Here is a 21,762-nt window from a genome sequence, read left to right on the forward strand (position 1 = left end):
AACCTGTGTTCTATCCTTAGCCCACGGCCTGCTTGATTGGCTGGGTCGCACTTCCCTTTAGAAGTGGAAGCAAGTAATGAAAGTAGCGAAGGAGAAGAAGACCCCTGGGAAGTTAGCCCAGAAAACGGGCCAGTCACGGTCCTTCTTGAAGTAGGCGTAGATTGACCACAAAGAACAGTTGACCCCGGCCACGAACGGTTGCAGTGGGGCACCATATTGGCCGTGTAGGTTATTGATGATTTGAGCGATGTAGGAAACGTACATCAGGATGGCGATGACACTGGCGAAGCGGCCAAGCCAGGAGATGAACTTTTCAGAGTCAAATGAGTGTTCCTTTGGTTGTTGCATAATGAAGATCCTTTCCATAAGTAAATCCTGGATTCAAGTGCTTCCGCCAGCATGATTGTAGATTAATGAACAATTGCAGTATGTGAAAGTCAAAAGTAGGATGGCGATTGTGCTTAGAACCACCGCCCAGTTTGGTGGGGTGAACTTTGTGACCTTCGGCAACCAAGCGCAGGGAATCGCTTGCATCGTGAAGTAGTTACCTTCTTGTTAACGGTTACATAATAACGCCGGTTATAATAACTGTCAACAGGTTACATATAGAAAAAATTAAAATTTATTACTCATAAAATACAAATTTGACATATATAAACTAATTTAATAGGGGCGTCACCGTTGTTATTTAATATAAACCGGTTTACACAAATTCTTAGATAATTGGGACGGACGAAAAAAATTAAGTCGGATTTTCTAGTTTAGCCCACGGTCCGTCGAGGAGGTTGGTACGCACTTCCAATAACGTGCTCCCCAACCACGTGCCTAGTGCCTAAGTACGAGCGGAGAATGACGTCAGGGCGTCAACCCCCGCTCTAGCTTGGTCATACGGCCCGTCGAGGAGGGTGGGTCGCACTTCCAATAACGTGCTCCCCAACCGCAGGCCTAGTGGCTAAGTCTGGCCGAAGAACGGTGCGTGCCGCACCAACCGTTCGCCCTATCCTTAGCCCACGGCCTGCCAATGGTTGGTACGCACTTCCAAAACAAAAAAGACCAGGAGCAAGCTCCTAGTCTTCCATCAGCCGGTAAATAATATTCCGGTCGTTCTTCGAGAGGGGACGCCCCCGGTAGGTTAAATTGACGTTTTCATCGGCCAGGTCGACCGTCACTGGTTGCCGAATTGACCGTTCATGGTCTAAAAGGTAATCAGTTGATACCTCAAACAATTCTGCTAGTTTCGTGACATATGTACTGGAGGGTTCTGTCCGGTTCGTTTCCCACGCTGTGACCGTGGTTTGCGAAACGCCAATGTATTTACCAAGCATCGCCTGGGACAGGTTCCGCCCCTTTCGAAGATGTTTGATTCTAGCACCGATCATTACTATACCCCAATAATAAGAATGATTATCTTCCATGATAACCCATGGAAAACCTAAAAGCGCTAATTATTGAAAAGTTTAATAGACTTTCTGGACTCTATTAAGCTAATTTAATAAAAATGAGCAAAAAAGACCACCCAGTAGACTAAATGCAACATCTGCTGGGTGGTTGAATTAGGAAGGTTGATTAGAGGATTTGTTTGGAGTAGGCGTCGACGGCCCGGAAGGCTTGGGCAACGTCACCCGGTTCAACTTCAAACGGCAGGCGGTGAAGGGTATCGGTCGGGGCACAGGCGACCTTACCAGCTTCTAAGAGGGCTTCGTCGGAAACGTCGGCTAAGTGGAGGTCGGCCAAGGTGGTCGGCAGCCCGAGCGACTTGATCAGGCGCAAGTACTTGTTGTAGCGCTCTTCATCGGCGCCTTCTAGCATCAGCTGGGTCAGGGTACCATAGGCGACCTTTTCCCCGTGGGTCAGGGCATGGGTCTCTTCAAAGATGCACAGGCCGTTGTGGATGGCGTGGGCCCCGGACAGGCCACCGCTTTCGAAACCGAGCCCGCTCATCAGGGTGTTGGCTTCGATGATCTTTTCCAGGGCGCTGGAAACCACGTTTTGTTCGACGGCGGCCACGGCTTGGTGAGCGTATTTGAAGAGGGTTTCCTCACACTTTTCGGCGATTGCGATCCCGACCAGGGTTTGCTTGGCATCTAGCATCGTGTCGGCGCCGGATTGGGTGACGGCTTGGGCCTCCACGTTGGTGGCCAGGGCGTCCGCGATCCCGGCGACCAAGAGGCGGGCCGGGGCGTTGGCGATCACTTGGCTGTCCACCAGCACCAGTTCCGGGTTATGGTCGTAGAAGCGGTAGTTTTCGACCGTGCCATCTTCCTTATAGATGACCGACAGACGCGAGCACGGGGCGTCGGTGGAAGCCAGCGTTGGCATGATCACGACCGGCAGCTTAGCGGTATCGGCGACCGCCTTGGCCGTATCGCTGGTCTTCCCGCCACCGAGACCGTAGATGGCCGTGGCACCTTGGTCCTTGGCGATCGCGGCGATCCGGTCGATTTCCTTGGTCGAAGATTCACCATTAAAGTTGACCAAAATGACGTCGAAGCCCTGCTTTGTTAAGTAAGCTTCAAAGTCCTTGCCGACGGCTTCGTAGACGTGGCCGCCGGTAATTAAGAGGGGCTTGGTGCCGAAGCTTTCCAGGTAGGGCTTGGATTCAAAGAGCACACCCTTACCTTGAACGTAAGAAGATGGGGAAGCAAAAGCTTTAATCATGTCAATTCCTCCAATTAGATATTGTGTATGTTTTAACAATATCGATAAGGGCGGGGGATGTCAAGCACCCTTATCGGTTTTTTAGTAGGGGGAGAATAATAATAAACGCTTTTCTTACACCCCGGCGTAATTCTAAAACTTCCTCCAACTTTCCCTGTTCCTAGGCAATAGTGCTTTCGTTTGCCATGACTGTTCCGTGTAACATTCGGGTGGGCGGATCAAATAAGGGTAAATGGGAAATGGATACCTATCGTGACAATGAAAAATTTTGAGAATGCTAGTAGCAATAAGTCCAACCGTGGTTTCTCGCTGAACGATTTTGAAGAACTCCCAAAAGAAGTTGAGCAGGCGATGAAACTGGTAAAAGCGGAGGAGTTGGGTCTAGTAAAGGACCAGAGTGAGCTAGGGGCTGGCCTTGAAGCGTTACGTCAGCGGTGATCGTGAGGAAAGCATACAGGACAAATCTAAAATTGGGCGCAAAGATTAGTGTTTTGAAAGTTTACACAGATAACGTGCTCCCCAACCACAGGCCTAGTGGCTAAGCAGGTCTGAGAACAGTGCGTGTCGCACTACCCCCCGGCCAAGCTTAGCCCAACGGCCTGTCGAGGAGGTTGGTTCGCACTTCCATTTTGCGCAAATCTAAATATTTGTCCGGTGGGGGTGGCAGGTTAAGAGAAGGGCGATCCCCTGTTTAATTATTAATCAGATTAACTTATGGATCACTCCCCAAACGCGAATTGATCGTGGCGGGGAGCTTTTTTACAATTAAGCCATCAAGTAAACGAAAGGTGGCAACACAAATGGCAAAAGAAGTAATGATCGTAGTCGGGGCGGGACAAATCTTGCTGGCAATCGCACGGCGGATGGGCTACGGTAAGCAAATTCTGCTCGGCGACAAGAGCGAGGGAAACGCCAAGGCGATCGGCAAGGTCTTAGAAGAGGCCGGTTTTGACGTCACGACCACGGTGATGGACCTGTCCGACCGGGCTTCGATCCAGGCGATGGTTAAAAAGGCCACGAGCATGGGGCCGGTCAAGTACCTGGTTAACGGGGCCGGTGTGTCGCCGTCGCAGGCTTCAATCGAAACGATTTTGAAGGTTGATTTATACGGGACCGCCGTTTTGCTAGAGGAGGGCGGTAAGGTGATTGAAGAAGGCGGCGCCGGGATCGTTATCTCTTCGCAATCCGGCTTCCGGATGAAGCAGCTGACCCCAGAAGAGGACCGGCAACTGGCGCTGCCCCCGACCGAAGAGCTCTTGGACCTGCCCCTTCTAGCCGAGGAAAACATCGAAACCACCCTGCAAGCTTACCAACTGGCTAAGTGGTGCAACGAAAAGCGGGTGATGGGCGAGTCTGTTAAGTGGGGTGCACGCGGGGCCCGGCTTAACGACATTACCCCGGGGATCATCGTCACCCCGCTGGCCCTCGACGAATTCAACGGGATCCGGGGCGACTTTTACAAGAACATGTTTGCCAAGAGTCCGGCGGGGCGGCCTGGGACTGCCGATGAAGTGGCCGACGTGGCCGAACTCTTGATGAGCGACCGGGCCCAATTCATCACCGGGGCTACCTTCCTCGTCGACGGGGGCGCCACGGCGTCATACTACTACGGCCCGCTACAACCGGGTCTGGTGACCGGGATGGCAGAGGGGAAGAAGTAATGACCGTCTTTGACCGCCTCCACCAGGGCGAACACATTGACATTCGGGATGCCGACTACCAGCGTGAGGTCCACGGCGAAATCGATCGTTGCGACCACCTCTGCTGGCAGCTGCGGCAAACTGATCCGGCTGCTAAGCAACGGCTGGTGGAGCTTGAAAACGAGCTCTTTAACGGCCAGATCAAGGATGGCACTTACCTGACGCCGCCAATGAGCGTTGACTGTGCCAGTCAGGTGACGCTGGGCAAAAACGTCTACATCAACCACCACGTCACGATGATGTCTCTAGGCGGGGTGCAGATCGACGATGGGGCCATGCTGGGGCCGGAAGTGGGGCTCTTCACCGTTAACCACGAGCCCAGTAACTTGCACACGATCATGACCAAGCCGATTCACATCGAAAAGGGCGCCTGGCTGGGCGCCCGGGTCAGCGTTTTACCGGGGGTGACGATCGGCCAAGGCGCGATTGTCGGCACCAAGTCGGTGGTCACCAAGGATATCCCACCCTACACGGTTGCGGTGGGTAACCCGGCGCGGGTGATTCGACAATTGGAACACTAAACGACAAGGGGCAGGGGAACACGGCGTTCTCCCTGCCTCTTGCTGTCTTTCTCAATTCCTTTCTTGATTTAAATCAAGCCCATGTGATCAGTGGATCAAAAAAGATTGGCGCCGCTCTCATTTTTAAAATGGCAACCCGATTAGTATTTTTATTTTCGAAATATTTGATCGTAGAACTCGTTTGCCGGTCATCTTACTCCTTAGCACCGATAAATAAGGGATGGCAAGGGTCCCTTATCAGCGTTAAATTGATGAGATTTCCCTTATTTTGATAACAAAAATAATCTACCGGTTGATTGACAACGCCCGTATATTTGCCCAAAATATAAATAGAACTTATTAATTTGGAGAGATTGATATGACCACAGAACAATCGATTGCCGTTGATTACTTTATTGAGTTAATGGAAAAGCACCGCGTTCGGGCGTTGGTGATTCAAAAGGGGGAGCACATTTATGGGGTCGTTAAAGCCAAGCACGAAGCCCTGGAAGTACCCTTCAACGCCGACCGCTTAAGCTGGGTAAGCGAACGAAACGCCACCGACGTCGGAAAGGCGATTCGCGTGGACGTTTTGACCTGCCTAAAGGAACTCCTGGTCGCCAAGGCCAACCGGGATTACAAGTACTTCTCTCGCCTCGCCCAACAGCTACAAGATGACCTCGACCAATTCTTTGGCTTCTCCAAGTTGGGCGATGAAGAGGTGCTGTGGAAGGGAAATCACTAAAATTAATTTTTATAACTAATGTGAAACGGCGGGCTTTAGATTATCAAATGATGAGAATCGCGGCTGGGAAGTTCCTCGTCTGGGAGTGCGATCGTGACGCCAAAGAAGTTGTTTAAGTTGATAAAACCGAATTGTTGACTACTCCTTATCAGCGTTAAGTGAATGAGAAATCAATTAGGGTGATGACGAAATTAATAGGGGTTGTAGTTAACAATTATAGTTATTGATCAGAAAATATAATCATGACTTTTTATTATTGGGAGAGAAGTTATGACAAACGAACAAAAAATTGTTATCGAATACTTCATTGCATTAGTTCAAAAGTATGAACTGGCAGGCAGCGTTGTTCAGCGTGGCCGCCACCCGTACGGGATCATCAAGTCCGAAAATGATCAGGTGGAAATGCAGTTTAATGCCGAACGGCTTCGTTGGGTTGTCAATTCTTCGATTGAAGATTCGGTTCAGTCCATTAAGGTGGATGTCGTCAACAACTTGCGGTCGGCGTTGTTGGCCGCGCAATCCGTTGACCAGCTGTACTTCGACCGTTTGGCCCAGCGCCTGCAAGGAGAGCTAGACCGCTTCTTCAGTTTCATGGACCTCGGTAAAGAAGAGGTTTTGTGGGACGGAACCAATTCATAATAAAAAGGGCGTTGCTTCCGGTTAACGGAGCAGCGCCCTGATTGTAATGTTTAAAAATGGCACAAAAAAAACGCCTTAGCTCTGACCAGCTAGCGGTTATTTTTTAAGGGTCAATCAATTCATTTCCTAGCCCCGCATAGCCTCGCGGTCCGTCATCCGGACCAGGGTTAGCAAGACTAGTAGGGCGACCGCACAGTAGACCAGGGAGTTCCAGCCGAGGTCGGGGAGGCCGGCCACCTTGAGGGTTTGGGTGGCGGTAAAGGAGCTTACCGCGACCCCAACGTTGTAGAAGATGGCGTTTAACGTGGACGCCAGCGTGGTGGCCTGGGGGTAATCGTGGCTGGCGACGTCTAAGACAAAGATCTGAATCGGGGAGCCAAACAGGGCAAAGAAAAAGACGAGTGCGCACAGCAGCAACAGCCCAGTCCAGGCGTTTTGCATGCTGAATTGGAAGAGCGCTAATAGCACCAGGTCAAGAACGTAGAAGGGGCGCAGCCGTTTTATCCCATTTTTGGCGGCGAGGCGTCCCGATAATTGGTTGGCAAAAACGTCCAACACCCCTAGTAACAAGAGGACCAGCGACAGGGCAGTGAGCGAAAAGCCGAGGGTTTGGTGTATCAACGAGCGGATGTAGGTGTAGTAACCAAAGATCATCCCGGCCGAGCAAATGGCAAAGACGATCGCTAGTTGGATCCGGCGGTCGGAGAAGAGTACCAACTGCTCTTTAAAGAAAGCTGGTTCGTTGACCAGGTCTTTGGGGATCAAGTTGGTGGCCACTACGGTCGCCAACACCGTTATAATGGCGACCATAATGAAGGCGTCTTGCCAGCGCCAGAGGTTGGCGATGAAGGTCCCCAGGGGATTGCCGACCACCGAAGCGATGCTAAAGCCGGTGTAGATCCAGGCGACCAGCATGGACCGTTGCTGATCGGTGGTGGCGAGTTGGTAGGCGATCACCGACATCAAGGACTCCATCAAGCCCGCTACCGAGGTGGTCATCACCCGCGAAAATAAGAAGATCGGTAGGCTGGGGGCAAAGGCGCTCAAGAGGGTGCCGGCTAAAAAGACCGCCAGCAGGGTCAAGAACAAGGAGCGCTTATTGAAGCGGTTGGTCGACAGCGCCAGGAGCGGGGTCGCAATCGCGTAGGTCCAGGCAAAGACCGAGACGATCGAAGCGCTTTGGCTCAGGGTCTGGTGGTAGGTGTGGGCAATCAAGGAAAGGTTGCCGACGACCATGAATTCGTTACACCCCCAACATAAAGGAGATCAAGACAAACATCGCCGCTAAGACGTACAAACGGGTGTGGTTAGTTTTGGTGACCATAGTATCCTCAATTCCATTTCGATTTGCCGACAGGCGTTTCTTTCATTGTAACCGCTACCGAAAAGGTTGGGAAGATGAAAAAAGACCCCAGCAGTTCACGTGTGAACTGCTGGAGCCGATTGATGCAAGTTGGAAGAAAGGACGCCCTCTTGATTGAGTTGACCCTCGTTGTTATTTTTGACGATTTTGACATTTGCCTGCTGATGCTGATCGTTGCGCTAATCAAACTTAGCGTAAAAAAATAACCGCCTTAGCTTGCACCGGCTAGCGGTTATTAAATAACTAAAAGTTGGCCACCGAAATATCGGCTCTACCCAGGGAGGCTTCCGACAGCCTCCCGTTTATATCGTTATTATAGCATGACGACCATGATGGTCAAATAAAAGAACAGTTACAAAAGGGCGCCACCAGTTCGCATAAGAATATGGTTGGAGCCCTTTGTTTAATCTTCAATGTAGTTTAAGCCCACGACCTGCCTTATGGTTGGTCCGCACTCACTACTTGCCCGAGTCCCCGTAGTTGGATAGGACGCGAGCGGACGGGTCGTCAACGTCGCAACCTTCCCAGTCGCTGTTTGGCATCCAGTAGTCCTTGATCCATTCGGCCTTGCCCGGGAAGAATTCCTCAAAGATGTCGCGGTAGAGCAGGGATTCCTTGGTAAACGGCGTCTTGTAGGCGTACTTTTCGCTGGCCTTGGCCACGTCTTCATCCGTGTACTTGGCGTCGGCGTATTCCTTTAAGTCGTCGACCAGGGAGTGGCCAACGGCGTCGGAGAAGGCCGCCTTTTCCCGCATCAGGATGTCGTCTGGCAAGTAGTCTTGTCCGGCAAAGGCCATCCGCAACAGGTACTTCCCCTTGTCGTAGTGGTTCATCTTCATGTCCGGGTCTAAGGACATCACGTATTCCACGAAGTCGAGGTCGGCAAACGGCACCCGGCCTTCAAGCGAGTTAGCCGAGATGCAGCGGTCGGCCCGCAGCACGTCGTACATGTAGAGTTCGCGGACCCGCTTCATCGATTCGCTTTGGAAGGCTTCGGCGTTCGGGGCGTAGTCGGTGTACTTGTAGCCGAACATTTCGTCGGAGCATTCCCCGGTCAGGATCACCTTCAGGTCGGTCGTTTCGTGGATCTTCTTGCACAAGAGGTACATCCCGATCGAGGCCCGGATGGTCGTAATGTCCCAGGTTTCCAGGGTATAAATGACCTCACGTAGCGCCCCTAAAACATCGTCGCGAGTCATGATGAATTCGGTGTGGTCAGTGCCTAAGTAGTCGGCAACTTCACGGGCGTACTTGAGATCGATCGGGTTGCGGTCCATCCCGATCGCAAAGGTCCGTAACTTCTTGCCCGGCATTAACTTAGATGCGATCGAGCAAACGAGGGAAGAATCCAGCCCCCCGGACAACAGGTAGCCGACCGGAGCGTCAGCGTGGAGCCGTTTTTCCACCCCCTTGACCAGGTAATCACGGATGCCGGTCGTGGCTTCTGCAAAACTTGGCGTGTGCATCCGGGTAACCATGGCTGGGTCGCGGTAGGTAACGAACTTTTCGCCGTCGTAGTAGTGGCCCGGTGGGAACGGGAAGATTTGGTCGCACAAGTCCATCAGGGTCTTGGCCGTGGAACCAAAGGCGATTTCGCCCCTCTCCTTGGTGTAGCCGTAAAACATTGGCCGGATCCCGATCGGGTCACGCCCGGCCACGACCTTCTTGGCCACCTTGTCGTATAAGACGAAGGCGAACTCGGCGTCGAGCATCTTGCACATGGTGTCCAACCCGTACTTACGGTAGAGCGGGATCAAAACTTCGCAGTCACTAGAGCTTTGGAAGCTGAAGCCGTCTTTTAAGTTCTCCTTGAGCTGTAAGAAGTTGTAGATTTCTCCGTTGCAGACCAGGGTGCAATCTTCGCCCTTGAAGGGTTGCATCCCGTCATCGGACAGGTCCATGATCGACAGGCGGTTAAAACCAAACATCACCGCGTCTTCTTCGACGGTTTCGGTCATGTCCGGGCCGCGGTCAACGTTTTTCTCCAGTGCGTCGCAAAAGGTCGTTAAATCAAATTCCTTAGAATCAACAGCTAAAAATCCGCACATTGTAAAGTCTCCTTTGTGGTTAAACCGTGGATGAAAAAAATAAGCCTTTCACCCCTTGCTTTTGACAAGGGACGAAAGGCTTATTTCCGCGGTACCACCCAAGTTGGCTAGGGTATTACTAGCCCACTTTTCATTGAGTACAAACATACTCATCCGGTGGTAACGTTCCGGTCACGACTAAGCCTACTTTGCAATGCATTTGGGTTAGTAATCTTCGAAAGTGTTATTCAATCGCAGAGGGTTGGTCAGGTTTCCACTAGCCCTGACTCACTGGACAAATCAACGACCTACTCGTCTTTCTCATTTTTCTCTTATTTAATTTTTTCCAATTCTAGCGAACTTTATTTAAGTTGGCAAGCCCCTGAAGCGATTTTTTTGAAAAAAGTGTAACGCCCCGACCAAAAAAGGGGCCAAAATGGGGTGAAGAACGAACTTCTTAAATTGGGGTGCAGATCCGGTTCGGAAGTGCAAAAGCGCACCCAAAGAAGCTTATTAACCCTTTCTAATAAATCGGCTAATAATTGATTCTATAATAAAGTATGGGTAAAGAAAGCAAGTAGGGAAGGTTAATTCACCCATTGGGGGCGAGAAGTGGACGAAAAACGCACCAATGTAATTGAATTATGGTGATTATTTATACGCTCAAGCATCAGTAGACAATATATAGGTCGCAAGTCTGATATAATTTTAGGAAATAAATTAATTTCCGGGTGAGCAACTCTTGGGGTCTGGCGCTGACGTTCGCGTGGCAATCCGATCAATAAGATTTTAATTCATAAATCAATCGAATCTAATTGACAGCGTTTGCTTATCGTCAATAAAATGTGAACGGATGCCAAACTAAAAGTTGACACAAAAGGGGGATCGGACGATGCTATGAGCAGAGTAGAGCAGAGCAGAGTAGAGCAGAGCAGAGCAGAGCAGAGCGCCTCAGTTATCTAATCGGCCATTCCTTGGTGGGGATGTCGGCGCGGGCGGTGATTGCCATGGCTGACTTGCGCGGGCTAGAAAAGGGACTGTGGGTCAATGGGGGTGGGCCCCTCTATGGCCAGTTGTATTTCAACCCACTGTCGATAACCGGCCAGCTTAGGCGAGCGCAGTCGTTAACCACGGCGCACCACGCCAAATGGATTCGTTACCACCACCGCTTGCTGACCTACCAAGAACTGGGCGACATTGCCGGCTTATCGGCAACGGTGATTGCCAACTGTTACCGGCACGGCAAGCGAGAGGACCAGTTGGTCGCCCCGCTTAAAAAGGGCCGCCGGGCGCGCCAAATCGAGATCGACGGTGAACAATTAACGATCGCCGAAATTGCCAAGCGGGCCCACGTAACCACCCGGACAATCCGGGATCGCTACGAAAAGGGGCTACGGGGCAAGGACCTCCTCGTCAGCCACGTCAAAACCAGGAAGGGCAAGCTGATCACCTTTAAAGGCGAGGAGCTGACGGCTGGGGAACTGGCTGAGCGTTACCCGAAGTTGAGCGCCGACTAAATCCAGGCTCGTTACCGGCGGGGGAAGCGTGACGACCAGCTGGCGGCGCCAATCCGCAAGCAACAAAAGCCGACCCGGATCGTCCAGTGGGTGAACGGTGAAAAATTGTCGCTGAGCCAAATTGCCTGCCGGTATGGGTTTGCGGTCGGGACGATTTACTAACGCTACCACAGTGGGTGCCGGGGCGAAGAGCTGATTGAGCCGGTCAAACACGAGGCCGGGCGCAAAAACGACCTTTTAATTGACGATCACGGTCACTTCGTTAGCATTTCTTGTTACTCTTTGACGCACCAACGTAACGAGGTGTCGGTCCGCAACGCCTTTAACCACTTGGCTAAGAACCGCAGTGAGGTCGTCAAGGCGGCGGCGATCGAAAAGTACCTCGGGGAGGTGGCCGAAGATTTCAAAGCCCACATGCCAAGCAAGGAATTGATCGTCGACAACCAGCGGCTGACCCGCCACGAACTGTCCAAGCAGCTGGGCGTGGAAATCGATTTGATCCGCAACCGGACGCCCCGGGATGGCCAAGTCGAAGTCGCCAAAGAACGGCTCGTCAAGGAGAAGTGCCCGGTCAACCACCGCGTCGAAATTAACGGCGAACGGCTGAGCCTGCCGGAGTTAGCTGAGTGCTACCACTTGTCGGTTGAAACGGTCTACAGCCGCTGGAAACGAGGAAAGCGGGGCGTTGAATTGATTAAACCAGTACAAAAATAGCGAGATTGGGAGTTTAAAATGATTGAGATTCACGGAATTGATACCGATGAGGCGGGGCGGTGCACCCATTACCACCAGGAAGTTGACGTGGCCGCCCTCAAGTGCGCCCGGTGTCAAAAATACTACGCCTGTTACCAGTGCCACGATTAATTGGAAGATCACCCCTTTGCCGCCTGCGGCAAGGAAGAACTCGCCGTGGTGTGCGGGGAATGCGGGCAGGGCAGTAGATGAACTTTGCCCAGTACGCTACTGGCACTTGTTTAAACTGCCAGCACCCCTTCAATCCCGGTTGTAAGCTGCATTATGACATTTACTTCAAGTAAGGAAAACGTTACCGAACCCCACGGTAATGTTTTTATTTTGTCCTTAATTTATAACGAAACACCCCTCAAAAAGACAGTAGGGCGCCTTTGTGTGCTTAAAAACCGAACGATCGTCAGGAGTGATTATGATGGAATGATGGGGCGGAAATGGAGGTTAATGGACGAATGCACCAAGTTGGCTCCCTGGCGTTGAAATGCGCTAAGTTGATCCTAACCAGTGCTAAAGCTGGGCTAATGGTGATTAGTGAGTTCTTTTTCTGAATTACGTTAAAGCGGGACCCGATCCTAACGTTTAATTTACAAATTGAGGCAAAAAGGATATTAAAATCCCGAACAATAATGTTTATTAGGTGATTAATTGATGAGTTGACCTAATTAATCTATTGATATATGATGTGATAAATCAAATTGATCAAAAACCACGGGTGGCACCGAACGCCGACTTTCTCAATTACGGGGAAAAGGTGTTTTTTAAACCAGTTCGTTTTATCGCTGGATAGTTTATGCGGGCGCTCGTGGCGGATAGACATCTCAAGGAGAAGATTACGATTATGGTTGGGAAAAACAATCAAAACTTACTTGAGCAGAAGATGGGCCAACGCTACACCCGTTGGTCGATTTGGCGCCTAAGCATCGGGGTCTTTTCCGTTGCGGTCGCCTCGGGGGTCTTCTTGTTCTCGAGCGTGGCCTTAGGGCCAACTGCCCACGCCGCTACTAACCCCGAAGAAGTCGGGGCGCTCAGCTCGTCAACCAGCGCCACCAGTGGGGAAGCCAATGCCACGATTGCGGTGGCTTCTGGGCAAAGCCAAGCCGCCGCTGCTTCCAGCGCCGCCGCGACGAGTGACAGCGCCGTTGCTAGCCAGGCCAGCGCCACCAGTGATGCAGCCAGCGCCGCCAGTACCAGTTCCGCTAGCGCTATGCCTGCTCGCCGGGCCGTCCGTCGGATGTTAGCAACCGCGACGAGTGAGTACGAAAACGTGCCGTCGACTGGGGAGACGACGATTACCAAAAGCGACCCGGGGAACATGCCGGCTGGGGTGTATAAGAATGTACCAGCCGATCAATACGTGTTTGAAGCGTTGATTGTTAATGGTGGTGAGTATGAAGACGTTGGTCACACGATCACCTTTGCAACTGATCGGGCGGGGAAGGGGATTCTCTATGTATATGAAGAGGATGCCAACCACCATTTGGTAAACAGTTACACGCTAGGCAAGGACCAGTCAGAGTTATCGCAGAGTTTATACGGGGACTTAACATACTACAATGGTGACGGGACGATGGTTGTTGATTCGTACATGTCGAATTCAATGTACGCCAGGCCTTCGATGAACTACCTGTGGTTCTTTGGGCGGCCAACTAGTTCCCAATACCTTAACACCTCAAAGTACTACAATTTGACGGATATTGTTCCGAAGTTGTTGACGCAGAAGGTATACTACGTTGACATCGACACTGGTCAACAATTAGCGGCTCCGTTTGAAACGCGGTCACTGACGGGGCAAACGTATAAGATTTCTAACACCAAAGAGTTTGAGCACTTCAAGTTAGTTAAGTCACCGGCAGAAATAAATGGTTCAGTTTCTCAATTTGTTAACGATGGTACGACTGTGTACCCATATAAGGGCTACAATTGGCGGGGCATTTCGTGGCAATACATCTTTGAAAAGTTGACCACCTACCTATACCAAGACCTAGTAAACGGCACCGGGGAAGATCCGCTCTTAAAGAAAAAGGTGGACGCGAACGAACTTGGCTTAAAGACCGGGCGTGGCTTTTTCGACTTAGAAGGGGACGCCGGTAAGCAGATCGTGGCTGACCGGGATAAGGCCCTTTTGGAACTGTTGAAAAAAGACCAGGAGCAGTAATCAGGGTTGCGGCACCCATTGAGCATACTGAAATACAACAAGGGGCTGGAAGAAAACGGTGTTCTTCCAGCCCCTTGTTTCTTATATTCGCTGTAACTCTTTATCTAACCGGTAATCCTTTTGGGGACCGTTTACCCAGGTGTGTTGGGCGAAGTGAGCATTGTCCAGTTCAAAACGGGCGTCGTAAGTGTCGAGGGCACACAGGTAGGTGTTGTCCGGGACGAGGAGGTGACCGTTCTCGTCCAAGCGGTAGGCCTGGTAAAGTTCATAGTTACCAGACGGTTGGTCGTGAAAGTAGACCAGCACCCGGTCACCCGCAAATTGGTAGCGGTATTCCCGCCAAAAGGAGAGGGGCGCCGCCGTTTTACCCATGATCATTTCGCCGTTCTCCGTCAACAGGAGGCTATCGGGAGAGAGCGGAGAAAAACGCCAGGTGCCGTGCATGGTGGTGGCGTGCCCCGTTAAGATGCGGGACGTCCCGGTCAATTGCCAGTCACCCAAAAAATAATCGTAGAGCTTCAAACCGCGCCTCCTAGCCCGTGGTGCCTTCCAAAAGGGTTACCGGCAGGGTCACGGATTCGACGTTGGTTTGGCCGGCAATCTGTTGTTCTAACAGGTTAACGGCGACCGCCGCCATTTGGTCGATCGACTGTTGGACGGTCGTCAGTTCCGGGAACAGGATCCGGGTGCCGTCCGCGCCGTCGAAGCCGACCACCTTGAGGTCCTCGGGGACCCGGCGGCCACGGGCCTTGGCCACTTGGATGATCAGCCCGGCGTTGGTGTCGTTGTCGGCAAAGATGCCATCGACTTCGGGGTATTCGTCAAAGAGGCGGGCGAAAATGGCCTTTTTTTCCTCCATCGGGGTGTCGTAATTAACCTCGTAGGTAATGGCGGGGTAACCGGCCTGGCTCATCAGATCCTCGTAGGCCTTGCGGCGGTCCTGGTTGGTGGTCATGACGTCCTTAGGGTAATTGGTGTGGATAATGTGTTGGCAACCGGCATCTAGCAGCCGCTGGGTCGCCAGCTGGCCACCGCGGTAGTTATCCGAGGCGACGACCGGAATTTGCGGGGCGACCGCGCGTTCAATCGAAACGATCGGTAAGTTGGTCTGCAAGTAATCCGGCATCGCCTGGTTGTGGGCGCCGACGATCAGGCCGTCAATCTGGTGGTTTAAGAGCAATTGTAAGTACTGCTCTTCTTTTTGCGGGTTGTTTTGGCTGTTACCCATCAGGGTCCGGTAGCCGTTCTCGTACAGGCACTCGTCCAACCCGGCTTCAAGCTGGCCAAAGAAGGGGTCGTTGACGGTCGGGAAGACCAGGCCGACCAGGTTGGTCTTTTGGGTAAAGAGCTGGCGGGCGATTGCGTTGGGGCGGTAATGGAGCTGTTCCATTGCCTCGTGGACCCGTTGCTTGGTGGCTTCGCTCAGGTAGCCACGGTTGTTGAGGACCCGGGAAACCGTTGTTTTGGAGACCCCGGCCAGGGCCGCCACGTCTTCTAACTTAACTTGTCTGCGTTTTTCCAAGATAGCACCTCGACTGCACTGCTAAAATGTCTGGCCACTGTAGGGGTGGTTGGGTAAATTGGTGAAGTCAAGCGTGGCGAGGTCGGCAACGGAAGTGGTGTAGTGGGTCAGCGCTTGGCCAAGCATTAAGTTCAAAGGCTCGTCCAGCTCTTGCACAATCACGATCGGCTTGTTAGAGTGATAAGCGTAGCCAACTTCAAAGGCGGTTCCGGAATCGACGTTGGCGTGGACAAAATCGGCCACGGCCACCACTAGGTCGGCGTCGTCAATTTCTTCGACGTCCTTTTTGAAAATCATCTGCGCCCATTCCGGCGTACCTTCCTTGAGTAAGGGTGTGCTATTTTCATCCGACAGGCGGGGGGAGAAGAAACTGTCGACCGTTTGGTTTTGGGTGAGGGCTTGTTCGGCCCGGGCGATGCGGTCAATTTGTTCATCGCTAAAAAAAGGCCCTGCTAAGTAAATGCGCATAAGCTGTTCTCCTTTAATGATTAATATAATTTAATGGTTAATATAATTATTGTAGCGAATTGAGCAAGGCGACACAATTGAGATTAAGACAAAATATTTGAAAGGTTGAATTCAATCATGATACTTTTAGTGGTTTTCGGTGGGTTAATTTTTGTGTTGGGGTGCTTTTACCTGGTTAATTCCTGGCAACAGTACCACCAGTGGAAGTTTGCCACCCTCTTGGTGCTGGTGAGCTTGGCGGTAACGGTGTACGGGGTTATCAACCTGCCTTATTGGCATAAAAACAGCAGCGCCCAGACTAGCAGTCAGACCAGTGCCAAGAGTTCGTCGTCGGGCACCAGTAGCAACAGCATCAGCGGCTATTCTAACAACCCCGCTTTGTCCTCTTCGACGGCCAACATGACCCAGGAACAAAAAGAAGCCGCCGTTTTAAAGCAGCTCCAATCTTCCTATTCTAAGTTCGGCAGCGTGGCCTTTGATTCGGGCTCCAAGACCTTTCAAATCGACCCGTCCAGCGGCGACGAGGCCGACTCGCTCAAGTACCTGGCCCAAAACCCAACCCAAGCCAGCAGCATGGGCTGGTCTTCTCTGACCGATTCGCTGGATAAGACGTCGACGCAAGTGTCCAAGCTCTTGGGCAGCGACTACTCGATCAGCTTGATGAACCCCAACGACACCAGCCAAGCAATGTACACAACCAAGAACGGGAGCAAAACTTACGACATTGCTGACCAATAATCGCTTGCACGTCTATGTAAGTAATGCTATACTTACATAGTTGTTACGGAGAGTTGGCAGAGTGGTAATGCACCGGACTCGAAATCCGGCGAACCCATGTTGAATGGGCGCGCAGGTTCAAATCCTGTACTCTCCTTTCATGTTTAATTTAACTCCGTCAAGTTATCTGAGCATGGTGAGTCTAGAATGTTGTTAAATCAACGTTCTAGGCTCTTTTTGTTACTATTTGCTTTTGTTGGGGGTAGATTGCAAGAAATAACTTGAACAAATTTAGTAACGCAGATTACGCAAAAAGATCTCAATCGGTGTTCGCCAATTTAAACATTTGAGTGGTCGGGAATTCAAATACCAGTTAATTTGAATTAATTCATCATCGGTAATCTCATCAATCGGTTGACCTTTGGGAATGAAGCGGCGTAGTACTCAGTTGCGATTTTTATTACTGCCTCGTTCATGTGGCGAATAAGCGTGCGCAAAGTACAGCGGAACACCGGTCTGTTCTTCAATCAAATTGTAGTTGGCGAATTCTTTCCCATGGTCAACAGTAAGGGTCTTGAGATTATCTCCTAACTGGTTAGCCAATTCTAAAATAGCCTTGGACATTGAAGTACTATCTCGTCCATTAAGCCGTTTAACGATGGTAAGCCGACTCTTACGCTCGACAAACGTAGCTACTGCTTGACCTTTACGTTTTCCAGATAAAACTGTATCAGCTTCGAAGTGACCTGAAGTATTACGATCAGAAATTTCAGCTGGACGATCTTCGATGGAACGTCCATGACTAAAAGTACCACGGGTTTCTTTAGCTCGTTTGCGACGAATACCATGGTTAGGTAAATCAGTCACATTAATATCCAGTAGTCCCTGATCAATCCAGTTATAGATGGTTTTGTAGGCAATTCTAACTACATGAGCCACTTGTTCAATTGACCATTTTTGGATCTTGATTTTTTCTTCAATCAATCGCTTTAGGTTAGTCGTTAAGATGGTTTTACGACCACGATGACTAAGTTTAACTTCATGGTTAGTTTGAGCCTTAACTGCGTGATACTCACCAGCTAAGCGATAAACCTCATTAAAGATAGTGGTTTTACTAAAGCCTAAATAATCGGCAATATATTGAAGTGAGTGCTTTTCATGATGAAGTGTTTCGATGACAACGCGGTCTTCAAATGATAAAATAGTGGTGCCCATAAAGGTCCTTCTTTCTAATGGAATGTTGTGGTGACACCATTAAAGACCTTTATGGGTTTTTCTGTCCACTAATATGTTCAACTTAAATTTTACAATCTGCCTTTTAAAAAGATTTACTATGATTTATTACTAGTTGTTCATCAATCGACAAAATTTTTGCAATCGTTTACAAAAAAATGTGCAAACGCTTGCAAAAATGAAAAATGATGCTATTATTTTAATTGAATTTCAATAAATTCACTAGGGTGTGTCTTCAAATTATTTAATCAGTAAAAAATGGCACCAAACTGGATACCATGCAGAAAAGTTTAACGCCTGTAGTTTGAAGACACTACCTAGTAATTATTCATGGAGGTCTTTTGTATGGACAAAGAAAAAGGAAAGAAGATGCTACCAACATTAGCCTTTTCGACTTTAATGCTGATGACATTTGGTAACTTAGGAACTTCGATGGCATTTGCTTTACAAAGCTCAAATATGGGTCGTATTTTTCAGACCCTCGGTGCAGACCCTACTAAATTAGGATTCTTTTTCATCTTACCGCCACTTGCAGGGATGATCGTTCAACCACTTGTTGGCTATTTTTCTGATCGGACTTGGATTCCTAAAATTGGACGACGGCTCCCATACTTAATTATTGGGACAATTGTTGCAGTTGTTGTGATGTGTTTACTGCCCAACTCTGGTTCATTTGGTTTCAAGACGAGTACTGCCCTGTGGTTCGGTGCAATCTCCATTTTATTCATGGATCTTTCCTCTAACATGTCTATGCAACCATTCAAGATGATGATTTCTGATATGGTTAATGATGAACAAAAGGATATCGCTTGGTCTTGGCAGACTATCTGGGGTAACATTGGCTCCGTTGCTGCCGATTTGTTTCCCTTTCTCTTAACCTGGATTGGTGTCACTAACGTTGCGGCCAAGGGCGAATTGCCTGATTCAGTTAAATTTTCATTCTACCTCGGTGCTTTAATTCTTGTCGTTTCATCTATCTTCACCATTTGGAAGGTTGATGAATATGATCCTGAAACCTATGCTAAGTATCATGGTTTAAGTGAAGAAGATCATATTGGTGAAAACTTCTTTACCATTGTAAAGAATGCACCAAAAGTCTTCTGGACGTTAGGACTTGTTGAATTCTTTGCTTGGGCTGCCTTCCAATACCTGTGGACCTATGGAACAGGGACGGTTGCAAAGAATATCTGGCATACAACTAACGCTGCCAGTGCTGCTTATCAGGCCGCTGGTAACTGGTTTGGTGTTTTATCAGCAATCGAAGTTGTCGTCGCTATCATTTGGGGCTTAGTTTTGACAAAGTTGAATGATAAGATCCGTAAGCCAGCCTACTCATTTGGAATGTTAGTTGGTGCTCTCGGTTTCTGGGGCTTGTCAGTTGCTCCTACACGGTTCGTATCTGTTATTGCTTTTATTGGTATTGGGATTTCCTGGGTAACAATTAACTCAATCCCATTTACTATTTTGACTAACGCCCTTGATGGTAAGCATGATGGTACTTACATGGGCCTGTTCAATTGTTGGATTTGTCTTCCACAAATCGTTGCTTCGATTGCCTCGTTTGCTCTTTTCCCGTTATTAGGCAATGATATTCCACACATGTTAACTGTGGCTGGTGTTCTTTGCTTTATCGGTATCTTTGCGGTTCACGTTGTTAAGGAAACCTCTGTTGAAAAAGGAGATATTGATTAGTGAATTATGCAGCAATTTATCACCGACCCGAAAGTGAAATGGCGTTCTTATATGATGCCAAAACGATGCGTATTCGCTTACGAACAGCAAAGGATGATGTAGAGAAAGTAGAACTTCTTCACGGTGATCCCTATAGTTTACGGAGCCTTGCTGGAATTAGGCCGCCGTTTTATACTCAACCAACAGCGATGAAGAAAATCTTGAGTGATGATCTATTTGATTACTGGCAAATTGCTGTTACAGAACCCAAGAAACGGTTAGCATACGCCTTTACAATCATAGGAGTAGATGGTACGCATATTATTTATACTGATCGTGGTTTCATTGATCCTGATGATAAGAAACAGTTGGAGGACATGAATACTTACTTCCGAATGCCCTTCTTCCAAGGAATTGATGCCTTTTATGCTCCTGAGTGGGTCAAGAAAACAATTTGGTATCAGATTTTTCCTGAAAGATTTGCTAACGGTGATAAGACAAACGATCCTGCTAGTACAAAAGCATGGGATCCAGATACTAGGCCTGGACGGCAAGACTTTTACGGTGGTGACCTTCAAGGAGTACTTGACCACCTCGATCATCTACAGAAGCTAGGAGTTAATGGAATTTACTTTAATCCGCTATTTAAGGCACCGTCAAATCATAAGTACGATACGGAAGACTATTACCAAATTGATCCTCATTTTGGTGATGCTAGGCTTTTCAAAAAAGTCGTTAGGGAGGCTCATAAAAGAGGAATCCGGGTGATGCTTGATGCAGTCTTTAACCACATTGGCGATAAGTCGCCGCAGTGGCAAGATGTCCTCAAAAACGGTAAGGATTCAAGGTACAGTGGCTGGTTTCACATAAATAAGTTTCCAGCTACTTATACCCAGACGGATAATTTTGAGTTTACACCAGATGCAACATATGATACGTTTGACTATACGCCTCATATGCCAAAATTGAATACAGCTAGTCAAGAATTTCAAGACTACCTGTTAGGAATTGCAAAGTATTGGGTAGAGAATTTTGATATCGATGCTTGGCGATTAGATGTTGCAAATGAGATTGACCACCACTTCTGGCGGCGGTTCCACCAAGAAATGGTTGCCCTGAAACCGGATTTCTATATTCTTGGTGAGATTTGGCACACTTCACAGGCTTGGCTTAATGGGGATGAATTTAGTGGGGTTATGAATTACAGCTATACTACGGCGATTTTGCACCACTTCATTAATCATGAACTGAGCAGTAATCAGATGATTGAACAGTTGAGCACGCAACTGATGAAGTATCGTGATCAAACTAATCAGATGATGTTTAATGTTCTTGATTCACACGATACAGCACGGATAATGACTCTAGCCCATAATAATGTTGACCTAGTTCAACAGACCTTTGCATTTACTTTTCTGCAGCCTGGTGTCCCATCCATTTATTATGGAACCGAATACGGAATGACTGGTGAAAATGATCCTGACTGTCGTAAACCGATGAACTGGCACCCCGATGGTAAGGCAAAGCAAATTTTTGCCTTCTTCCAGCAGTTAAACGAGTTACGTCGCCAAAACTGGCAATTACTTTCTGAGGGGGAATTAAGCTTACAGGTACTTAAAAATGGCTTGATTGAGGTTCGACGACAGTTTAATGGCCGTGAACTGGTTGGACTGTTTAATACAAGCAATCAAACTGTTACAATTGATGGTAACGGACAAGAAGTCCTCAGTCAAAATTATGAGGGTCGACAGCTTACTCAGGATGGTTTCTTAATTTATCGGAAATAAAACTAGAGGCTGAGAAGAAACTTTGTTTTTTCTCAGCCTCTTAGCTTTATTTTGGATATTGTCTGAAACTTGAAAGCTGATAACCATGTCAAACAGGCGGGTACTGTACCCTGTCAAGTTGACACATTAAATAATAAAAACTAGTTGGCCTTGCCAAAGCGGTATTCTGCTGCGGTAAGGTCATTTCTTTTGCCTGAAATAAAGGAATGCGTAAAGTAATCGATACCTTCTGTCACCAGCTGTTCTAAGTCTTCAAACGTTTGTGGTTGTGGTGAGTGTGCTAACCAGATAGATTTAAAATCAGCCCATC

At 49.1% G+C, this 21,762-nt stretch carries 21 protein-coding genes, 1 tRNA gene, 2 pseudogenes and 1 other annotated feature; of the genes and pseudogenes, 14 read left to right on the forward strand and 10 right to left on the reverse strand.

The genetic code is table 11. The features are described 5' to 3' along the window. Positions 1 to 57: 57 nt before the first annotated feature. The 3 genes from FG166_RS03705 to FG166_RS03715 all read right to left on the reverse strand — a co-directional run bounded on the left by FG166_RS03705 (position 58) and on the right by FG166_RS03715 (position 2,658). Complete coding sequence (locus FG166_RS03705) at positions 58 to 366, reverse strand: SemiSWEET family transporter (protein WP_003682029.1); 309 nt, start codon at positions 364 to 366, stop codon at positions 58 to 60. Between the two features lie 701 nt (positions 367 to 1,067). After that, a complete protein-coding gene (locus tag FG166_RS03710) occupies positions 1,068 to 1,379 on the reverse strand; it encodes a helix-turn-helix domain-containing protein (RefSeq protein ID WP_240839920.1) in 312 nt (103 codons plus the stop codon). A gap of 187 nt (positions 1,380 to 1,566) precedes the next feature. Continuing rightward, positions 1,567 to 2,658: a glycerol dehydrogenase gene (locus tag FG166_RS03715; protein WP_003682024.1), complete on the reverse strand. Its 1,092-nt coding sequence runs from the start codon at positions 2,656 to 2,658 to the stop codon at positions 1,567 to 1,569. Between the two features lie 258 nt (positions 2,659 to 2,916). On the opposite strand from FG166_RS03715, the gene FG166_RS03720 reads away from it, so the two are divergent. From FG166_RS03720 to FG166_RS03740, 5 genes are all read left to right on the forward strand, one after another. Next, positions 2,917 to 3,096, forward strand: a complete 180-nt coding sequence (locus tag FG166_RS03720; protein ID WP_003682020.1) for a hypothetical protein — start codon at positions 2,917 to 2,919, stop codon at positions 3,094 to 3,096. Positions 3,097 to 3,458: 362 nt separating this feature from the next. Further along, on the forward strand, positions 3,459 to 4,319 hold the full coding sequence (locus FG166_RS03725; protein WP_035430800.1) for an SDR family oxidoreductase: 861 nt from the start codon (positions 3,459 to 3,461) through the stop codon (positions 4,317 to 4,319). Then, positions 4,319 to 4,879, forward strand: a complete 561-nt coding sequence (locus tag FG166_RS03730) for a DapH/DapD/GlmU-related protein (RefSeq protein WP_003682017.1) — start codon at positions 4,319 to 4,321, stop codon at positions 4,877 to 4,879. Before FG166_RS03725 ends, FG166_RS03730 begins: the two co-directional genes overlap by 1 nt. 358 nt (positions 4,880 to 5,237) lie before the next feature. After that, complete coding sequence (locus FG166_RS03735) at positions 5,238 to 5,603, forward strand: hypothetical protein (protein ID WP_003682016.1); 366 nt, start codon at positions 5,238 to 5,240, stop codon at positions 5,601 to 5,603. 270 nt (positions 5,604 to 5,873) lie between these two features. After that, positions 5,874 to 6,242, forward strand: coding sequence for a hypothetical protein (locus FG166_RS03740; RefSeq protein WP_003682015.1), 369 nt, complete (start codon positions 5,874 to 5,876; stop codon positions 6,240 to 6,242). 126 nt (positions 6,243 to 6,368) lie between these two features. Here the strand turns inward: FG166_RS03740 and FG166_RS03745 are convergent, their stop codons facing one another. After that, complete coding sequence (locus FG166_RS03745; protein ID WP_003682014.1) at positions 6,369 to 7,478, reverse strand: MFS transporter; 1,110 nt, start codon at positions 7,476 to 7,478, stop codon at positions 6,369 to 6,371. Positions 7,479 to 7,688: 210 nt separating this feature from the next. Between FG166_RS03745 and FG166_RS09530 the strand changes: the two genes are divergently transcribed. Further along, a complete protein-coding gene (locus tag FG166_RS09530) occupies positions 7,689 to 7,811 on the forward strand; it encodes a hypothetical protein (RefSeq protein ID WP_003682013.1) in 123 nt (40 codons plus the stop codon). Positions 7,812 to 8,063: 252 nt separating this feature from the next. Here FG166_RS09530 and asnB read toward each other — a convergent pair whose 3' ends face one another. Further along, a complete protein-coding gene (gene asnB / locus FG166_RS03750; protein ID WP_003682012.1) occupies positions 8,064 to 9,653 on the reverse strand; it encodes an asparagine synthase B in 1,590 nt (529 codons plus the stop codon). 64 nt (positions 9,654 to 9,717) lie between these two features. Further along, positions 9,718 to 9,966 (reverse strand) — a binding site (T-box leader). Between the two features lie 649 nt (positions 9,967 to 10,615). Between asnB and FG166_RS03755 the strand changes: the two genes are divergently transcribed. The 4 genes from FG166_RS03755 (at position 10,616) to FG166_RS03765 (ending at position 14,054) form a co-directional block, all read left to right on the forward strand. Continuing rightward, a complete protein-coding gene (locus tag FG166_RS03755; protein ID WP_003682011.1) occupies positions 10,616 to 11,149 on the forward strand; it encodes a hypothetical protein in 534 nt (177 codons plus the stop codon). A 282-nt stretch (positions 11,150 to 11,431) separates the two neighbouring features. Beyond that, a complete protein-coding gene (locus tag FG166_RS09535) occupies positions 11,432 to 11,863 on the forward strand; it encodes a hypothetical protein (RefSeq protein ID WP_003682010.1) in 432 nt (143 codons plus the stop codon). An 18-nt stretch (positions 11,864 to 11,881) separates the two neighbouring features. Then, positions 11,882 to 12,013 (forward strand): CHY zinc finger protein, encoded by a 132-nt coding sequence (locus FG166_RS09750; RefSeq protein WP_003682009.1) that lies wholly within the window; start codon positions 11,882 to 11,884, stop codon positions 12,011 to 12,013. A 676-nt stretch (positions 12,014 to 12,689) separates the two neighbouring features. Continuing rightward, the gene (locus tag FG166_RS03765; protein WP_003682007.1) at positions 12,690 to 14,054 is read left to right on the forward strand and encodes a YSIRK-type signal peptide-containing protein; all 1,365 of its coding nucleotides are present in this window, start codon (positions 12,690 to 12,692) and stop codon (positions 14,052 to 14,054) included. Positions 14,055 to 14,135: 81 nt separating this feature from the next. Here FG166_RS03765 and FG166_RS03770 read toward each other — a convergent pair whose 3' ends face one another. The 3 genes from FG166_RS03770 to FG166_RS03780 are packed head-to-tail and all read right to left on the reverse strand — an operon-like array spanning position 14,136 to position 16,044. Continuing rightward, a complete protein-coding gene (locus FG166_RS03770) occupies positions 14,136 to 14,576 on the reverse strand; it encodes a DUF6314 family protein (protein WP_003682005.1) in 441 nt (146 codons plus the stop codon). A gap of 10 nt (positions 14,577 to 14,586) precedes the next feature. Next, positions 14,587 to 15,576, reverse strand: a complete 990-nt coding sequence (locus tag FG166_RS03775) for a LacI family DNA-binding transcriptional regulator (protein ID WP_003682003.1) — start codon at positions 15,574 to 15,576, stop codon at positions 14,587 to 14,589. Positions 15,577 to 15,597: 21 nt separating this feature from the next. Beyond that, complete coding sequence (locus FG166_RS03780; protein ID WP_003682001.1) at positions 15,598 to 16,044, reverse strand: nucleoside 2-deoxyribosyltransferase; 447 nt, start codon at positions 16,042 to 16,044, stop codon at positions 15,598 to 15,600. Positions 16,045 to 16,161: 117 nt separating this feature from the next. Here FG166_RS03780 and FG166_RS03785 point away from each other — a divergent pair, with 117 nt between their 5' ends. Next, on the forward strand, positions 16,162 to 16,782 hold the full coding sequence (locus FG166_RS03785; RefSeq protein WP_003681998.1) for a hypothetical protein: 621 nt from the start codon (positions 16,162 to 16,164) through the stop codon (positions 16,780 to 16,782). A 47-nt stretch (positions 16,783 to 16,829) separates the two neighbouring features. Further along, positions 16,830 to 16,918 (forward strand) — tRNA-Ser (locus FG166_RS03790). A gap of 134 nt (positions 16,919 to 17,052) precedes the next feature. Here FG166_RS03790 and FG166_RS03795 read toward each other — a convergent pair. Beyond that, positions 17,053 to 17,976: pseudogene (locus FG166_RS03795) on the reverse strand (IS30 family transposase). Positions 17,977 to 18,339: 363 nt separating this feature from the next. On the opposite strand from FG166_RS03795, the gene FG166_RS03800 reads away from it, so the two are divergent. Together FG166_RS03800 and FG166_RS03805 are read left to right on the forward strand one after the other, a co-directional pair. After that, positions 18,340 to 19,686: an SLC45 family MFS transporter gene (locus FG166_RS03800; RefSeq protein WP_035430795.1), complete on the forward strand. Its 1,347-nt coding sequence runs from the start codon at positions 18,340 to 18,342 to the stop codon at positions 19,684 to 19,686. Beyond that, entirely contained in the window at positions 19,686 to 21,452 is a 1,767-nt protein-coding gene (locus tag FG166_RS03805) for a glycoside hydrolase family 13 protein (RefSeq protein WP_003681995.1), read from the forward strand. The genes FG166_RS03800 and FG166_RS03805 overlap by 1 nt, the downstream gene beginning before the upstream one ends. A 140-nt stretch (positions 21,453 to 21,592) precedes the next feature. Here FG166_RS03805 and FG166_RS09540 read toward each other — a convergent pair. Beyond that, positions 21,593 to 21,762: pseudogene (locus FG166_RS09540) on the reverse strand (IS3 family transposase); the annotation flags it as partial.

It is taken from the genome of Limosilactobacillus fermentum, assembly GCF_013394085.1.
Taxonomy (GTDB): Bacteria; Bacillota; Bacilli; order Lactobacillales; family Lactobacillaceae; genus Limosilactobacillus; species Limosilactobacillus fermentum.

Coding starts and splice junctions, on each gene's coding strand:
- FG166_RS03725 (WP_035430800.1), top strand. CDS start 3,459: ATGGCAAAAGAAGTAATGATCGTAGTCGGGGCGGGACAAATCTTGCTG.
- FG166_RS03715 (WP_003682024.1), bottom strand. CDS start 2,658: ATGATTAAAGCTTTTGCTTCCCCATCTTCTTACGTTCAAGGTAAGGGT.
- FG166_RS03785 (WP_003681998.1), top strand. CDS start 16,162: ATGATACTTTTAGTGGTTTTCGGTGGGTTAATTTTTGTGTTGGGGTGC.
- asnB (WP_003682012.1), bottom strand. CDS start 9,653: ATGTGCGGATTTTTAGCTGTTGATTCTAAGGAATTTGATTTAACGACC.
- FG166_RS03765 (WP_003682007.1), top strand. CDS start 12,690: ATGCGGGCGCTCGTGGCGGATAGACATCTCAAGGAGAAGATTACGATT.
- FG166_RS03800 (WP_035430795.1), top strand. CDS start 18,340: ATGGACAAAGAAAAAGGAAAGAAGATGCTACCAACATTAGCCTTTTCG.
- FG166_RS03705 (WP_003682029.1), bottom strand. CDS start 366: ATGGAAAGGATCTTCATTATGCAACAACCAAAGGAACACTCATTTGAC.
- FG166_RS03720 (WP_003682020.1), top strand. CDS start 2,917: ATGAAAAATTTTGAGAATGCTAGTAGCAATAAGTCCAACCGTGGTTTC.
- FG166_RS03755 (WP_003682011.1), top strand. CDS start 10,616: ATGTCGGCGCGGGCGGTGATTGCCATGGCTGACTTGCGCGGGCTAGAA.
- FG166_RS03730 (WP_003682017.1), top strand. CDS start 4,319: ATGACCGTCTTTGACCGCCTCCACCAGGGCGAACACATTGACATTCGG.
- FG166_RS09750 (WP_003682009.1), top strand. CDS start 11,882: ATGATTGAGATTCACGGAATTGATACCGATGAGGCGGGGCGGTGCACC.
- FG166_RS03710 (WP_240839920.1), bottom strand. CDS start 1,379: ATGATCGGTGCTAGAATCAAACATCTTCGAAAGGGGCGGAACCTGTCC.
- FG166_RS03735 (WP_003682016.1), top strand. CDS start 5,238: ATGACCACAGAACAATCGATTGCCGTTGATTACTTTATTGAGTTAATG.
- FG166_RS03740 (WP_003682015.1), top strand. CDS start 5,874: ATGACAAACGAACAAAAAATTGTTATCGAATACTTCATTGCATTAGTT.
- FG166_RS09530 (WP_003682013.1), top strand. CDS start 7,689: ATGCAAGTTGGAAGAAAGGACGCCCTCTTGATTGAGTTGACCCTCGTT.
- FG166_RS03745 (WP_003682014.1), bottom strand. CDS start 7,478: ATGGTCGTCGGCAACCTTTCCTTGATTGCCCACACCTACCACCAGACC.
- FG166_RS03780 (WP_003682001.1), bottom strand. CDS start 16,044: ATGCGCATTTACTTAGCAGGGCCTTTTTTTAGCGATGAACAAATTGAC.